Origin of the sequence: Psychrobacter sanguinis (assembly GCF_020736705.1) — a bacterium.
Lineage (GTDB): Bacteria > Pseudomonadota > Gammaproteobacteria > Pseudomonadales > Moraxellaceae > Psychrobacter > Psychrobacter sanguinis.
Map to the genome: position 1 here is coordinate 2101058 of NZ_CP085990.1, position 16174 is coordinate 2117231.

Below are 16174 nucleotides of genomic sequence, written 5' to 3' on the forward strand. Positions count from 1 at the left end.
TAAATTTAATGAATTTAGAAAAGTTAAAATAGAAAGTCTATCAGGACTTATAGAGAGTTTAGCAAGCTTGCTAACGTTTCTCCTGGGTTATCTGTTTTCATAAACTGCTCACCGATTAGAAAACTACTAATCTGATTGTTTAGCATCAGCTGCATGTCTTGTGTGCTATGAATGCCACTTTCGGTGACTAAAAGCTGAGGGCGAGTAGACTGATTATCAACATACGCTTTGAGTTTAATTGAAGTCTCAAGGTCGGTATTAAACGTATTAAGGTCTCGGTTATTAATACCATAGATATTGTGCGCTGATTCAGGCAATTGCAAAGCACGTTCAAGCTCTTGCTGCGTATGAACTTCAATCAGTACATCCATGCCTAAGTCACAAGCCACTTTATGCAGCTCATGCAATACGTTATCGTCCAAGCAGGCTACGATTAATAAAATACAATCTGCACCCATCAAGTAAGACTCATAGATTTGATAAGCATCAATCATGAAGTCCTTACGGAGTACGGGTAAGTGACAAGCAGCCTTAGCTTGTTGGAGATAGTCGTTGTGGCCTTGGAAATACTGTTCATCAGTAAGTACCGACAAACATGCTGCTCCCGCCTGCTCATATTGTTTAGCAATCACGGCTGGATCAAAATTATGAGAGATAATGCCTTTAGAAGGAGACGCCTTTTTTACCTCAGCAATAATCCCAGGCTGCCCCGCTTCTTGCTTAGACAGTAAGGCCTTTGCAAAGCCACGACGCGGCGCAGTTTTTTGTTGCCACAAACGTTCGGCTTCCGCCTTAATATCGTTTAAATCTTTTTTCAACTTTGCTGCGGCAACTTCTGACTGTTTGGTGAGAACAATTTTTTTTAGGATAGAAGGAATGGCATCTTGGGTCATAATTTGCTCTTATGTTATGCTTAAATTTAGTGAGAAATTGCTCAATAATGAAAGTGTTTTAGGCCAGTAATTAGTTCTGGCCTAACATCATTAAGGTTAGTATCCAGTTTCAGGTCAAGAATAAATAGTCGGTTTTACCTTAGAAAGACTGTGTATAGGCAGCTAACGCAGTCATTTTTTCTAGGGCTTTACTACTACGAATAATGTTTTGCGCTTGGTTAACCCCATTAGGGAAATTGCTGGCAAGGCCCGACACGTAAATCGCTGCCCCCGCATTTAGGGCAATCATATCTCGAGCTTTCTCGACTTTATTTTGACTAATATCAAACTCATTACTGTCTTTACCAGACAAAGCAGCTTGAATCAGTTGCAAACTTTGTTCAGCAGAGTTGACGTCTAAGCCTACTAAAGTTTGTGAATCTATGCCTGCATCTTCTGGGAAAATATCATAGACGGTCACTTCGCCATCTTTTAGTTCAGCTACTTTAGTACTGGTGGCCAGACTTATTTCGTCCAAGCGGTCTTTTGAGCTGACTACCATCACATGCTCAGCACCTAGATTTTTAAATACATGGGCGAGTGGCTCACACATATTATCAGTGAAAACACCAACCACTAAGTTTTTAACCCCAGCTGGATTGGTTAAAGGACCTAGAATATTGAAAATAGTACGTACTTTTAGGGCTCGTCTAACGGGAATTGCATGTTTCATCGCAGTGTGATGATTTGGGGCAAATAAAAAGCCAATACCTTGCTCTTCAATACACTGACATGTTTGCTCTGGGGTGATATTTAGGTTTAGGCCTGCTTGTTCAAGTAAATCCGAACTACCTGACTTTGACGATACCCCACGGTTGCCATGCTTGGCTACGGTAGCCCCAGCGGCTGCCGCCACAAAAGCAGAGGCGGTAGAGACGTTAAATAGGTTGCTACCATCTCCGCCTGTACCCACGATATCTACCATGTTACGACAATTTTTAGGTTCAATAGTATGAGCAAAATCAAGCATCACACTGGCTGAAGCGGTGATTTCATCAATCGACTCACTCTTCATATTAAGCCCCGTTAACAGAGCTCCCATCATCGCATCAGGACAACGTCCATCCATAATGATAGTCATGATTTGACGCATTTCTTGTTGTGTTAAATCAATTCTTCGCAAGATACGCGCTAATGCAGTGGTTAGAATGTCGTGGATTTGTTCGTCTGATAAATGGGCAGTGGTTAACGGAGTATTTGGCATAATATTTAACACTAAGTAAGGTTAATTGGAAAAAAGAATTATTAAGTTTGAAGCGTGTTTTTATTATACACACTCAGACCAAGGTTGTTAGTGACTTAATAGATGATGTTGTACTAAAAAGTTTTCAAACAGTTTTAAACCCGCCTGACTCAGTATAGACTCTGGATGGAACTGAACCCCCTCAATAGGAAGATGTTTGTGGCGAATTCCCATAATTTCATTAAGATTGTCTTGGCTTTTGAACTCTTGACTATTGCGGCTATTATTTGAGGTCCACGCGCTAATTTTAAGCGTACTAGGCAATGAGCTTTTGTCAATGATAAGGGAATGATAGCGGGTAAACTCAGTGGGATTGTCCAAACCGCTGAAGACACCTTGTTGGTCATGGAATACTTGGGAGGTACGGCCATGCATAATTTGTGAGGCTCGAACTATAGTGGCCCCAAAAGACTGTGCAATGGCTTGATGCCCTAGACAGACACCTAGTAGTGGCAATTTATCGGCAAAGTGCTTAATACATTGTAAGGTAATACCTGCCTCGTCAGGCGTCCCTGGGCCTGGTCCCAGTACGATGGCTTTAGGATTGAGGGCAGTAATGTCAGCCACACTCACCGCATCATTTTCTACGACCACCACCTGTGTGCCCAATTGCTGTAGATATTGCACTATATTATAAGTAAAGCTATCGTAATTATCTAAAAGCAGAATCATAAGTAGGTATCACATTATTCAAAAAATAGAATTTAAAAAAACGTTAAAACGAACAAAATATTCTAAAAAGACCTCTAACAGACATTGGAATATGACAAAGGGTCTAAATCCATAGTCTGATTCTAATAGTGGTCGAAATTAGTTATGAAGGAAGATGTAGATAGTTAAAATAGAACAGATTATACCTATGCCAAGTGCTTTTCGGAACTTAGGATATCGGAACTTAAGATAAAGATTATCTAATCCTTGGAGTATTAGTGACACAGTAGAATCGATAATTTAATCCTTGCGTCATAATGGATAGGTAGGCCACTAAGCTGCTTATTCAAATTGTTAAATTATTAACTGCCAAAATATTAAACCAGTAAGCTATTAATAAACAGTATGTCATTTAATAAATAGATGATTGAATGGATGTATAAGTAACATATATTGGTAGTTGTGATGCTAAATGCACCATAATAAATAAAATTAATACTCTATTCGCACAAAATTGGTGCAAAAATATAAAATGGATTGCACTGTTTTTGAACCTATATATCTTATAGAATGGCAGATAAGCCAAAAACAGTGAAAAAACAGACTAATTTGCAAGCATTTAGCTTTTGTTTACCTACTGTAGGTTAAATTTTGAGAAATTTATTTAGCGTTGGCATGTGAGTTGCATCAATTAGAATATCAAAGCAGCAACAGGTTGCTTAAAGTCGAACTAAGCGTTTACGGCTTGAATTTAAATTGTCATTAAAATTTTAAATTACTGTTACCTAAACTGTTTTTTGATAAAATGAGAATGATATGCGAGCTTTTGAACATAATAAGCCTAAGTGCAGCATAATAAATTCAAATCAAGTTCAGATTAAACTACCCTCAAAAAAGTTCGTTGTGAACAATTAATGGAGAGACATACAATGTCAAACAAACTATTCGATCTAATCAAAGAGTCTAACGCCAAATGGGTAGACTTCCGTTTTACTGATACGATCGGTAAAGAGCAACACATCAGCTATCCTGCTTCAAGCATCGATGAAGATGTATTAGAAGACGGCAAAATGTTTGATGGTTCATCAGTTGCTGGCTGGAAAGGCATTGAAGCCTCTGACATGATTTTACGTCCAGATCCAGAAACAGCGTTTATCGACCCATTCTTTGATGCAACGACTGTGGTAGTAACTTGTGACATCATCGAGCCAACCACTATGCAAGGCTATGATCGTGACCCACGCTCAATCGCACGCCGTGCAGAAGAATACTTAAAGTCTACAGGTATCGGTGATACTGCTTACTTTGGTCCAGAGCCAGAATTCTTCGTATTTGATGACGTAAAATGGTCTATCGACATGTCAGGTGCTCGTCATCGTATCACTGCTGAAGAAGCAGCTTGGTCAACTGATAACGACTACGAGTGGGGCAACATGGCTCACCGTCCACGCGTTAAAGGCGGTTACTTCCCAGTACCACCAGTAGATAGCTCACAAGATCTTCGTTCAGTAATGTGTCAGCGTTTAGAAGACATTATGGGTCCAGACCGTGTAGAAGTACATCACCACGAAGTAGCGTCTTGCCAGTCTGAAATCGGTGTGTCATTCAACACTATGGTTCGTAAAGCGGACGAAGTACAGCAATTTAAATATGTGGTACATAACGTTGCACACCAATTTGGTAAAACAGCGACTTTCATGCCAAAACCAATCGTAGGTGATAACGGTTCTGGTATGCACGTACACATGTCAATCTCTAAAGACGGCGTAAACACTTTCGCAGGTGACGAGTATGCTGGTCTGTCAGAAACTGCTTTATACTTTATCGGTGGTATCATCAAGCACGCTCGTGCATTGAACGCGATTGTTAACCCATCGACCAATAGTTATAAGCGTCTAGTACCACATTACGAAGCGCCAATTATGTTAGCTTACTCAGCGCGTAACCGTTCAGCGTCTATCCGTATTCCATATGTAAGCTCACCTAAAGGGGTTCGTGTTGAAGCTCGCTTCCCTGATCCAACTGCTAACCCATACTTAGCATTTGCGGCATTATTGATGGCCGGCCTTGATGGTATTCAAAACAAAATGCACCCAGGCGATGCAGCAGATAAGAACTTATATGACCTACCTCCAGAAGAAGAAGGTTCAATCCCAACGGTTGCTGAAAACTTAGAAGTTGCCCTTCAAGCTCTTAAAGATGACCATGACTTCTTATTGAAAGGTGATGTATTCACTAAAGATATGTTGGATGCCTTCATTGAACTTAAAACTGAAGAAGTTCGTCGTCTAAACACTACAGTTCATCCTGTTGAGTTTGATATGTATTACAGCCTATAATTGGCATGCTTTTTAACTTGAACTAGGTTATTAACCTAATAGAGTTAATCGGTAGGATTAAAAAACCCCAGCTTTCGAGCTGGGGTTTTTTTTATGATATATTTATAAAGGTTTATCTATACGCATTTATAAAAACCTGGCTATAGAAATGTGCCTGTAAAAATAACCATCTTATTGAGAATTTATCTAAATGGAATAAGTTCGATTGTACCACTGGCAGTAACGCCTAAACGCGTATTACCACCCTCAAACTCTTGAACAGGTACACTACTTTTTGCAGCAGCATCACGCATCATCATCATCGGACGTGGTTGATAGCCACCGCTTGAGTTAATAGAAACATTGATAATTTGATAGCCGCTCATGTCCCAAGTCTCAGCTAAAGACTTGGCTTGGTCTCTAAATTTTAAAGAGGCTTTTTTAATAAGGTCCTTTTCAAGCTGTTTTTGTTTCTCTTCAGAGACACCAAACTGAAGATTTTGCACTACTAGATTTTGTTGTAAGTTGGCAACAAGCTCACTGGTTTTAGCAAAGTCTTTGCTTTTTAGATCCACACTAACCGTACCGGTCCAACCCACAATCTTACCGTTATCATCATATTTAGGGTAGGTATTTTGCTGTCCGGTGGTAGTGGTAACTGTTGGATAGCGCTTAGCAATACTGAGCGCTTGATTCATCGCAGTATTAAGCTCTGTCGCTAGTTTTTTTGGGGTAGACGCTTGTGCTTGTTTATATAAAGTTGCTGTTACTTGGTCATTTTCAACTTCTTGGTTGGCTTCAACATTGAAGCTGATTTGGTTGTAGCCGGTTGGCTCAGCATTTGCAGCTTGAGCGAAAAGGGCAGCACTGCCTAATACAGATAGCATGGCAGCTTTAGACAGGGTATTGGAAAGTGATTTTGACATCATTGTATTCCTTACAAATTATAATGGTTAAAATTTTGATAATCATAAGCTGCTTTGTTTAGTCTATAGAAGGCATAAGCAGAGAACAGCCAATTGAAGCAAATAATATCATGTTACATATTTGCAGTAAGTGCAAACCCTGTGAATATTGTTACACAAATCTGCGCTTGCTTTATCTGTAATTGCCTATCTTTCCTATCTGCAAAATAGCACACAGTAAATGTTCGAATATGCTTGAAAACATTGAAAGTTTAGGTATAATACGTGCTTGGTGGCTCCATTGGTAGCCTCGCAACTTTGTACTATGAACCCCGCCAGGACCGGAAGGTAGCAACGGTAGTAGATACATAGTGTGCCGAGGATGTGCTAGTGGGGTCATCATTTTTTTGCCTAAAATTTATAAAAATCGTATGATTATTAATATGAAATAAAGGTCTGTCACAATAAAGTGTCAGGCCTTTTTTATGGCCGATAAAAAATAAATAAAAGCTAAGCGGTATAAAATAAGTCATGCAGTAAGGCTAAGTTAGATAGCGTAACTAGGAGCGTCTACTGTTTGCCACACTGAATGTTTACAATAGACTAAATATCAAAGGATAGATATTGAATTTTCGATAAATAAAAATAAGAGGTGATTATGAAAGCTGAGATTATTGCAGTAGGTACTGAGATTTTATTAGGTCAAATTGTGAATACCAATGCTCAATATATGGCCAAAGAATTGGCTGACCTAGGTGTGGACGTCTATTTTCAAGGGGTAGTGGGTGACAATATGGTCCGTGTCAAACAAGCCCTACAGATAGCGAGTGAACGTTCTGATTTAGTGGTATGTTGTGGTGGTTTAGGGCCTACCGAAGATGACTTAACCAAAGATGCCATTGCTGAATTTACGGAAGCAAAATTAGTCATTGATGAAGATGCTCAAAATAAAATACTTGAACTGTTTAAAGGAGGAAACGATTCTCTAATTGCCTCTAATAAAAGACAAGCCAATACCATTGAGGGCAGTCATCTTCTAAAAAATGCAGTGGGCTTGGCAGTGGGCTTTGTGCACAAATATCAAGATACTTATTATGCCGTACTTCCAGGTCCTCCCAGAGAAATGAAGGTGATGTTTAAACGTGAGCTCAAGCCTTTACTAGATAATATCTTGGGTACGCGTAAGAAACTTTATTCTAAGTATTTAAAGTTTGGCAATATTGGCGAGTCTGCCGTTGAAGATACACTAAAAGAATTAATTGCGCAGCAAAGCAATGTCTCCATAGCGCCTTATGCAGGGATTGGTGAAATCACCATTCGTCTTACAGTCAAAGCACATAGCTTAGAAGATGCAGAGAAAGACTTTGAAGGAACTGCCAAACAGATACGTCATTTGTTGGGAGATTATCTATATAGTGAAGAGAATGAATCGTTAGAGCAAGCTCTAAGTCAGCATCAGATAAATGACTTTGGGGTGTATGAGATTAATACCAATGCTTATTTGAGCAATAGAATATTAAGTACCGATGCTCCTTATGAAAATCTAAAGGTAAGTACCACTCGGGTAGAAAAAAAGACCATTAATGAGGCGCTAGCAGCCAATCAATTTGCAGAGTTTATTGAGCAAAATAACCTTAAAAATGCAATCGGTGTGTTTCATTGTCAAATATCACAAGCTTCTCTGACTCCTTCGGGAAGACCTCAAAAGAGATTTTTTATTGCTCTGTGTGTCGATGGCAATGTATCACTTATTGAAAGAACCTTCATCGGTGATATGCAGGCGGTGCAGATAAGAGCGGCTAAAACAGCGTTATTCTTATTCTTAAAGGCGTTTAAAGAGATAAGTTAAGATTATCTGTCACCAAAAAAAAGGAGCAAGCCTATACTATAAGCTTGCTCCTTTTTTATGAAAGTAGAGCTATTGATTTTGGATATGGGTTTCAATTAACGACTTATTATACCCATGAATGATTGAACCGTTAAATTGTAACAAGGGCACAGCTTGGCCACCCAGCATTTTGAATTGCTCATATCCTTCAGCGGACCTTTCTATGTCATATTCGCAATAATTCACATTATGTTTGGCTAATAATTGCTTAGTTTGCTTGCAGTAGCCACACCAGACAGCACTATAAAGCACGATATCGTTTTGCTCGGAGACATTACAAGCTAGAGCCTCAGGGACAGACTGAACTCTACTAGCATTAATCATATAAAAGCTTGCCATTAACACTGTAGCGGTCAACACTATAGTAAATAATGTGATGGGTTTCATACGTCACTTGATGGGTAGAATGTCTGCAGATGAGTATAGTTAAGATAGAGAGACAAGTCTAATCTAATCAGGCTAAAGAAACTTTATTGGTATATTTAGATATGACTCATTTCAATACCAACAATAATACCGGTATTCTATATAGCCTGCTATGGTTCGGGATATTCACTAAACCTCTCAAACGCCTATTAAAAAAGGCCTACCGAATATTACGGTAAGCCTTGATTAAGAAATTGGTGGAGATGGCGGGAGTTGAACCCGCGTCCGCCAGCATTACGCCTGTGGATCTACATGCTTAGTTTCTGTCTATGGTTTTAACCCGCACCGATCCGACAGTCAGGATGGATTGGGCGATCCTTTGAGTTTGAACCCTGAGAACTAAGGCAGTTCCCAGAGCGATCCCATATGCGTGCGCTATACTTAACTGACCAACTATGGGCAATCAGCAGTTAAGAAAGCAGGGGTTTAGGCTGCTAGAGCGTAACTTTCGTCGTTTGCAATTATAACAATATATGTTTGATTTACGAGAGGACATATACTCTCGGCATGCACCATCAGGTTTCATCACCAGCGTCGAAGCCAGAACATCCCCAATAGAACGAGCTATTATATAGCTAATATCAGATTATTACAAGAGGACTAAGTTTCAGCTTACATTAGGTAACATATTGATAAATTTAACTAAACGAATAACTTATTTGCACAAAAAAAGTCAGCCGAAGCTGACTTTTTCTTTAACAACTAAACTGTAGTAGGGCAGTAATTATTCTGCGTCTTCTTCAGCTTCTTGCTGTTGTGCTGCTTGATCACCATCTTCAGAAAGAATGGTAACTAAGATGCTAGCAAAGATATCGTGATGAAGCTGGATATCAACATTGTATTCACCCACTTGACGTAAAGTACCTTCTGGTAACTTAACTTCAGCGCGGTCAACTTCAAGGCCAGACTTAGTAAGTGCATCGGCGATATCGCGAGTACCGATAGAACCAAATAGCTTACCATCTTCACCAGATTTAGCGCGCATGATAACGTTAACATCAGTCAACGCGTCAGCACGTTTCTGTGCAGCGGCTAATTCTTCAGCTTCGATAGCTTCAAGTTCAGCACGACGAGCTTCAAATTTCTCAACGTTAGCTGGAGTAGCTGGTAACGCTTTACCTTGAGGAATTAGGTAGTTACGACCGTAACCTGATTTTACATCGACAGTTTCGCCAAGTTTACCAAGGTTGACGATACGCTGTAATAAAATAACTTGCATGAGTCACTCCTAAGTTGGCTTACTGATGATTGTCAGTGTATGGAAGCAATGCTAAGTAACGAGCTTGTTTGATAGCAGTTGCTAATTGACGCTGATATTTGTTAGACGTACCAGTGATACGGCTAGGAACAATTTTACCATTGTCGCTGATGTATTGTTTTAGTAGCTCTACATCTTTATAGTCGATGTGAGTGATACCTTCAGCGGTAAAACGGCAAAATTTACGACGGCGATAAAAACGTGCCATGGATCTTCTCCTTAAATGAGCTTAAATTATTCGTCAGAATCGTCGTTAGACTCATCATCCTGATCATTGTCATAGTTTTCACTACGTGGCGCTTTACGTGCACGCTTCTCATCAGCGCTTTTCGCTAATTGTGAAGGCTCAGTAATAGCGTCGTCACGACGTACAACTAGACTACGGATAATGGCGTCGTTATAACGGAACAGCTCTTCAAGCTCTTCTAGAGTCGCACCATCACACTCAATGTTGAATAACACATAGTGTGCTTTATGGATTTTGTTAATTGGGTAAGCCAATTGACGACGGCCCCAATCTTCAAGACGATGAACCATACCATTGTTGTCTTGAACTAATTTGATATATCGCTCAACCATGCCGACTACTTGGTCGCTTTGGTCAGGGTGTACGATAAGCACCACTTCGTAATGTCTCATTTAGGACTCCTTACGGATTAGTAGCCATTGACCCCATGTCAACAGCAAGGAGATTTATAACAGATGCACTTAACAAATAAAGTACATCTACATTGAAATAAATAGCTGTTACTCATTATAAAGTAACAATAAATTTACTAATTGCTATAAAGCGCGGGATTATAACAGTTATCGAGTTTTATAACAAGCTTTGTATCAAATGATTTCAATAATCAATAACTGATTGAGACTGTCCAAAAAAATGTTTACAGTAACCTGCTGCTAATATATTCATTATATTATCTGAACGTCTTTTAAAATTGATACTTTTTTAAGTTCTTATATTTTAAAGTCTTCGCAAGGTCAGCTGAGTTATCAGGTTGTAGTAAGGCTAAATGTTTAGGGATGTTCATCAGCAGATGCTGTAAGCGTTACAACAAAGCGTTATCAAAAGGTATAGAGGTTATGAAACGTAAAGCCATTATAATAGGCGCAACGGGTTTGGTTGGCAGAAGGTTGGTTAGCCAACTTAGCTTAATGTATGACAATCTGATTATTGTTGCTAGAAAGCCGCCAAAGCATATGTCAGCTCAAATGCAGTTTTATCAATTAGGCGACTTTAACAACCTAGAAGAGATCATGGGCAATATTTCTATTGGTCCAGATACAGATGCGTTTAGTTGTTTGGGAACGACCAAAAAACAAGCAGGAAGCGATGAGGCATTTAGACGTATTGATTATGACTATAATCTAAATTTTGCTAAATCTTGCCGCAAAAAAGGGGTACAAAGGTTCTTTATTTTATCGGCGTTAGGCGCGGATACTGAAAGCCGGTTTTTTTATAACCGAGTAAAAGGAGAGCTTGAGACCTCATTGGCCGAGTTAGGCTTTAATGAATTGGTTATCTTTCAGCCTTCTTTATTATTAGGTAAACATAAAGGTCGTTTATTGGAAAATACAGCACAAAGGGCTTATAAAATTATTGCGCCACTGGTACCGAAAACTTTGCGCTCACGACCCATTGAAGCCGAGCGAGTGGCAGCAGCTATTGCTCTAACGGCTCATAATATCAATGAACGTCATAAAGTATCAGATTTGGAAGCTAAGAGTGATAAAGTTACTATAATTGACAATCAACAAATGCTTGCGATGACTCGATTAAAGTCTTAAGCTAAATATTGAGTAAGTAGCAGGATTGTCCTAGCGGTACTCGCCGAAGTTTTTTGAATTAATAGCCGTAGTTTTTTGAATCAATAATAGCTTTATGAGCCAATAATAGTTTCATCAGCCAATAATAATTAAGGGAATAACCATGACCGAAATGACCAAAACAAACTTCGTAACTTGTGATTTATTGGATGCCAATCCAGAAAGCCAAGTCTGTCTACCAAATATTGAAGGCAAGTCTTTTTATAGCTTTGGCGGTAAAGATAAGTTTTGCGGTGAAATCGTCACTGTGAAATGCTTTGAGGACAACAGCCGAGTTAAAGAGTTGCTAAACTCTGATGGCCGCGATGCCAATGGCGAAGGTAAAATCTTGGTTGTCGATGGTGGTGGTTCTATGCGCTGTGCATTATTAGGCGATATGATTGCTCAATCTGCTATCGATAATGGTTGGACTGGGGTTGTGGTTTATGGCTGCGTGCGTGATGTAGACGACATGGCACAGATGGATATCGGGGTTATGGCGTTAGGCTGTATCCCTCGCAAATCAAACCGTCGTGGTGAAGGTCAGACTGATTTAGAGATTAGTTTTGGTGATTTAACTTTAAACTCAGGCATGTATGTTTATGCCGACAATAACGGTATTATTGCTAGCGAAAAACCGTTAATTTAGCTCATTGTGCATTTAATTCATTTAGTTAATCTGGGAATAACGCTGAGCTGAAATTGCCCTAAAATTAAAGCTCTATTATACGTCTCTAGCTGACTTATAAAGCCAACACAGCACCACACTGCTTTGTTGGCTTTTTTGATAAGCACATAGGATTAATAATCCAACTACAAATGACTAATTGAATAGTTTGGCAATACTATTTTTAATAGCAGTTCAATTTTTAATAGTGGTTTTAAGGACGTTTCAATAGTTTGTACCGCCCCTTCAAGTTCGTATAATAGAGGCTCTATTTTTAGTAGCTACGACATCTTTTAGCTTATTGGCCTTTGATAAGGAAAAATAACACAACATTATGCCTAAACTCTCTGAGCATCCTCTCACTAATATTTTTACTGCCACCAATGAAAAACTATTCCCTATAGAGAATTCGCAAAGGCGTTGGCTCTATCCCACGCATGCTGCCGCTGGTAGCCTTTGGTTGGCCAGTTTAACAGACTGTCCAGTAGCCAATGTTGCCAATCGTCTGAAAGTAGTGGTCACTAAAGACCAAAATCAGTTGAATCAAATTGAAACTGAACTTGCCTTTTGTGGGGTGGATGCCTATGTGTTCCCAGACTGGGAGACGCTAACCTATGATGAGCTGTCTCCCCATCAAGACATCGTTAGTGAGCGTATCAATCTACTAACTGAGATGCCCAAAAGCGGCATTTTATTGATTAGTATTCAGACCTTGATGCAGCGCGTTGCACCACCCAGTTGGCTTATCGGTCAGCACTTTGATTTAAGTGTGGGCGATGTCTTTGACATAAATGCTCAAAGAGAGATGTTGGCTTCAGCAGGCTACCGTGCCGTTGATAACGTATTTGAGCCTGGCGAATTTGCGGTACGAGGAAGTGTTATTGATATCTTTGCTATGGGTCAGCCCTTCCCATTACGCTTAGATTTATTCGACAATGAGATTGAAACCATCAAGTTTTTCAATCCACAGACGCAGCGTACCTTATCGACCCAAACTTTAGTCGATATCGTTGAAGCTCGATCTGATGCAGACAGTGCTAGCAAGCATGATTTAACCGTAGAATCATTGTCATTACTACATAAGCTGCCAGATGTCTCTAAGCCCATTACACAGTTCCAGATTTTACCAGCCAAAGAGTTTCCTTTGGAGGAGGGTAGAGAGACCTTCCGTAATAACTTCGCAGCGATGTTCCCCAATGTCAGTAGCCGTAAGTTTGAGCTACACAAAGACGTAATGGCAGGTATCGCCAGCAGTGGTCTTGAGTATTATCAGCCACTGTTCTTTGATTTAGAGGACTGGAGCAATACGGGTCATTTATTCAGTTATTTCCCCAACGATTCGCTGTTTATTATCGATGAAAATATAGCCGAGTCTCAAGCAGACTATTGGTCACAGATTCAGCGTCGTTATGAAGAGCGCCGTCATGATATCGATAAGCCTATCCTAGAGCCAAAACTGCTTTATTTACCAAGTAACGAGACCAACGAAAGGCTCAATGCTTATTCTCGTGTCATCTTAAGTCAAAATGATTTGGCTACCTCTGACAATAGCCAAACCGGTAAAGTGCATTTGCCAGCGATTATGCCGCCAGATTTGCCGGTAAGTCATCAAAAGGCTGAGCCTTTACTCGAGTTATTAGATTATGCTCAAGGGTACTGGGGTGAGGAGGATGCAGAGCAGCAGCAGACTATAGACAAACCTGTCCGCCGTCCTATTTTGGTAGTGGCAGAAACAGCAGGCCGTCGCGAAATTTTATTAGAGTTGTTCAGAGGTAAAATTCAAGTTCAGACCTTTGATGGGTTACAGCACTTCCTGCATAGTGAGCTTTATCAGCATCCGGCACAAAATCAAGGCGGAAAGCCCACAGTAGGACTTACCATTGCTCCCATTGAGCGTGGGGCAGTAATCGCCAATCATTTATCGATTATTAGTGAAACGCAACTGTTTGGTAGACAAGTTCTACAAACACGTCGTCGCCGTCAAAGCGATGTCTCTGAAGAGTTTTTGATTAAGAGTGTCACTGAACTGACAGAAGGCAGTCCTGTGGTGCATATTAATCAAGGTATTGGCCGTTATCATGGCCTTATTACCTTAGATGCGGGCGAGGGCGAACAAGAGTTTATCCATCTAAAATATGCCGATGATGCAAGCATTTATGTACCGGTAGCCAATTTACAGTTAATCAGCCGTTATAGTGGAGGCGACCCCGCATTGGCTCCCTTACATAAGATTGGCAGTGGTAAATGGGATAAGGCAAAACAAAAAGCGCTAGAACAAATTCATGATGTTGCTGCTGAGCTATTGAACATGCAGGCACGTCGTCAGGCAAAAGAAGGCATTCACTTTAAAGTAGACACAGCACAGTATGAACTGTTTGCCAGTCAGTTTGCCTTTGAAGAAACCCCTGACCAAGCTAATGCGATTGATGCGGTCATTCATGATATGAAACAAAGCAAACCTATGGACCGTTTAATATGCGGTGACGTAGGTTTTGGTAAGACCGAAGTGGCGATGCGTGCTGCCTTTATTGCGGTCAACAGTGGTTATCAAGTGGCAGTACTGGTGCCGACGACTTTGCTGGCAGGTCAGCATGAGGATAACTTTAAAGACCGCTTTGCTGATTGGCCCATCAAGGTAGAGACATTGTCTCGTTTTGGTGGTAAAAAATATCAAGACCAAGTATTGGAAGATTTGGCAGCAGGCAAAGTGGATATTGTCATCGGCACTCATAAACTACTGCAAAAAGATGTGAAATTTGCCAATCTCGGTCTGATGATTGTCGATGAAGAACATCGCTTCGGTGTGCGTCATAAAGAGCTGATTAAAGCATTACAAAGTGATGTCGATAGCTTGTCTATGACAGCCACACCGATCCCTAGAACATTGAATATGGCATTGACAGGCATGCGAGACATGTCAATTATTGCCACACCACCGGCAAGACGTTTGGCGATTAAAACCTTTGTGATGCAAAAGACCAATCAGCTGATGAAAGAGGCTATCTTGCGTGAGCTATTGCGGGGTGGTCAGGTTTATCTGCTACACAATGATGTCGCCAGTATTGAGCGTATGGCGGAGAATATCCGTGAGCTAGTACCTGAAGCTCGAGTCGGAGTAGCGCATGGTCAGATGAATGAGCGCGGGCTAGAGCAGGTGATGCAACAGTTTTATCATAAGAAGTTCAACGTGTTGGTATGTACCACCATTATTGAGACTGGTATCGACGTGCCTAACGCCAACACTATTATTATTGAGCGTGCCGATAAATTTGGTTTGGCCCAATTGCATCAGCTGCGTGGCCGAGTGGGACGGAGTCATCACCAAGCTTATTGTTATCTATTAGTGCCTTCTATTAAGGGCTTAAAAGGCGATGCTAAAAAACGCCTTAATGCCATTGAGCGTGCCAATACACTCGGCGCAGGCTTTATGCTAGCCAGTGAAGATTTGGAGATTCGCGGTGCGGGCGAGATACTCGGTAAGCAGCAAAGCGGTAATATGCAGGCCATTGGCTTTAGCTTATATATGGACATGCTTGAGCGTGCCACAAAAGCGATTAAAGCCGGTAAAGAGCCCGATTTAAATACGCCTTTGTCATTAACCAGCGACATTAACTTGCATTGTTCAGCGCTAATTCCTGAAGATTATGTCAATGATGTGCCGCAGCGTCTATTGTTCTATAAGCGCATCAGTAGTGCAGAAGACAAAGACACGTTGACCGATATTAGGACTGAGATGATTGATAGATTTGGTGGGTTGCCAGACCAAACCAAGCAGCTGTTTGCCATCCATCAATTGCGTGTTCAGGCGGAGCCATTGGAGATTTATAAGATAGATGCGACGACCAATAGTGTGGTACTAGAATTCGCTCCTGATACTCCAGTTGAGGCGTTGGCAATTATCCAACTGATTCAGTCGGATGGCAATCGCTACCGTATGAATGGGGCCTCCGGTATTCGCTATACCAATCCCGATAAGCTTAAGACCCCTCAGCAGCGTGTGGAGGTGGTACGAGAGCTCCTAAATCACTTCTCTAAACATGTGGCACAAAAGCAAAATAATAAATGAGGTTAGAAGTTACC

The 16174-nt window shown here is 40.6% G+C and carries 13 protein-coding genes and 2 other RNA genes; 6 read left to right on the forward strand and 9 right to left on the reverse strand.

Features of this window, described 5'->3' with window-relative positions:
• Positions 1–47 precede the first annotated feature (47 nt).
• The 3 genes from trpC to LK453_RS08905 form a co-directional block, all read right to left on the reverse strand.
• Positions 48–893 (reverse strand): indole-3-glycerol phosphate synthase TrpC, encoded by an 846-nt coding sequence (gene trpC / locus LK453_RS08895; protein WP_201538212.1) that lies wholly within the window; start codon positions 891–893, stop codon positions 48–50.
• 139 nt (positions 894–1032) lie between these two features.
• Positions 1033–2136 carry an anthranilate phosphoribosyltransferase gene (trpD, locus tag LK453_RS08900; protein ID WP_201538210.1) on the reverse strand — a complete coding sequence of 368 codons (1104 nt, stop codon included), beginning with the start codon at positions 2134–2136 and terminating at the stop codon, positions 1033–1035.
• A gap of 87 nt (positions 2137–2223) precedes the next feature.
• On the reverse strand, positions 2224–2847 hold the full coding sequence (locus tag LK453_RS08905) for an anthranilate synthase component II (RefSeq protein ID WP_201538208.1): 624 nt from the start codon (positions 2845–2847) through the stop codon (positions 2224–2226).
• A 908-nt stretch (positions 2848–3755) separates the two neighbouring features.
• On the opposite strand from LK453_RS08905, the gene glnA reads away from it, so the two are divergent.
• Positions 3756–5165 (forward strand): type I glutamate--ammonia ligase, encoded by a 1410-nt coding sequence (glnA, locus tag LK453_RS08910; protein ID WP_044298346.1) that lies wholly within the window; start codon positions 3756–3758, stop codon positions 5163–5165.
• A gap of 182 nt (positions 5166–5347) precedes the next feature.
• Here glnA and LK453_RS08915 read toward each other — a convergent pair whose 3' ends face one another.
• Positions 5348–6070 carry an SIMPL domain-containing protein gene (locus tag LK453_RS08915; protein ID WP_044298345.1) on the reverse strand — a complete coding sequence of 241 codons (723 nt, stop codon included), beginning with the start codon at positions 6068–6070 and terminating at the stop codon, positions 5348–5350.
• 278 nt (positions 6071–6348) lie between these two features.
• On the opposite strand from LK453_RS08915, the gene ffs reads away from it, so the two are divergent.
• Both ffs and LK453_RS08925 read left to right on the forward strand, forming a co-directional pair.
• Positions 6349–6445: signal recognition particle sRNA small type (gene ffs / locus LK453_RS08920), an RNA gene on the forward strand.
• A 262-nt stretch (positions 6446–6707) separates the two neighbouring features.
• Complete coding sequence (locus LK453_RS08925) at positions 6708–7898, forward strand: CinA family nicotinamide mononucleotide deamidase-related protein (RefSeq protein WP_007395266.1); 1191 nt, start codon at positions 6708–6710, stop codon at positions 7896–7898.
• Positions 7899–7967: 69 nt separating this feature from the next.
• Here the strand turns inward: LK453_RS08925 and LK453_RS08930 are convergent, their stop codons facing one another.
• From LK453_RS08930 to rpsF, 5 genes are all read right to left on the reverse strand, one after another.
• Positions 7968–8324 (reverse strand): glutaredoxin family protein, encoded by a 357-nt coding sequence (locus tag LK453_RS08930; protein ID WP_007395265.1) that lies wholly within the window; start codon positions 8322–8324, stop codon positions 7968–7970.
• Positions 8325–8558: 234 nt separating this feature from the next.
• Positions 8559–8916, reverse strand: a transfer-messenger RNA (tmRNA) gene (gene ssrA / locus LK453_RS08935).
• Between the two features lie 171 nt (positions 8917–9087).
• Complete coding sequence (gene rplI / locus LK453_RS08940) at positions 9088–9582, reverse strand: 50S ribosomal protein L9 (protein ID WP_007395264.1); 495 nt, start codon at positions 9580–9582, stop codon at positions 9088–9090.
• Positions 9583–9601: 19 nt separating this feature from the next.
• On the reverse strand, positions 9602–9829 hold the full coding sequence (gene rpsR, locus LK453_RS08945; RefSeq protein WP_007395263.1) for a 30S ribosomal protein S18: 228 nt from the start codon (positions 9827–9829) through the stop codon (positions 9602–9604).
• 26 nt (positions 9830–9855) lie between these two features.
• Positions 9856–10260: a 30S ribosomal protein S6 gene (gene rpsF, locus LK453_RS08950; protein WP_007395262.1), complete on the reverse strand. Its 405-nt coding sequence runs from the start codon at positions 10258–10260 to the stop codon at positions 9856–9858.
• 384 nt (positions 10261–10644) lie between these two features.
• Between rpsF and LK453_RS08955 the strand changes: the two genes are divergently transcribed.
• The 3 genes from LK453_RS08955 (at position 10645) to mfd (ending at position 16160) form a co-directional block, all read left to right on the forward strand.
• Positions 10645–11409, forward strand: coding sequence for an NAD(P)H-binding protein (locus LK453_RS08955; RefSeq protein WP_007395261.1), 765 nt, complete (start codon positions 10645–10647; stop codon positions 11407–11409).
• A gap of 151 nt (positions 11410–11560) precedes the next feature.
• Entirely contained in the window at positions 11561–12076 is a 516-nt protein-coding gene (gene rraA / locus LK453_RS08960) for a ribonuclease E activity regulator RraA (protein ID WP_044298456.1), read from the forward strand.
• A gap of 352 nt (positions 12077–12428) precedes the next feature.
• Positions 12429–16160 (forward strand): transcription-repair coupling factor, encoded by a 3732-nt coding sequence (gene mfd / locus LK453_RS08965; protein ID WP_007395258.1) that lies wholly within the window; start codon positions 12429–12431, stop codon positions 16158–16160.
• The last annotated feature ends 14 nt before the right edge of the window (positions 16161–16174 follow it).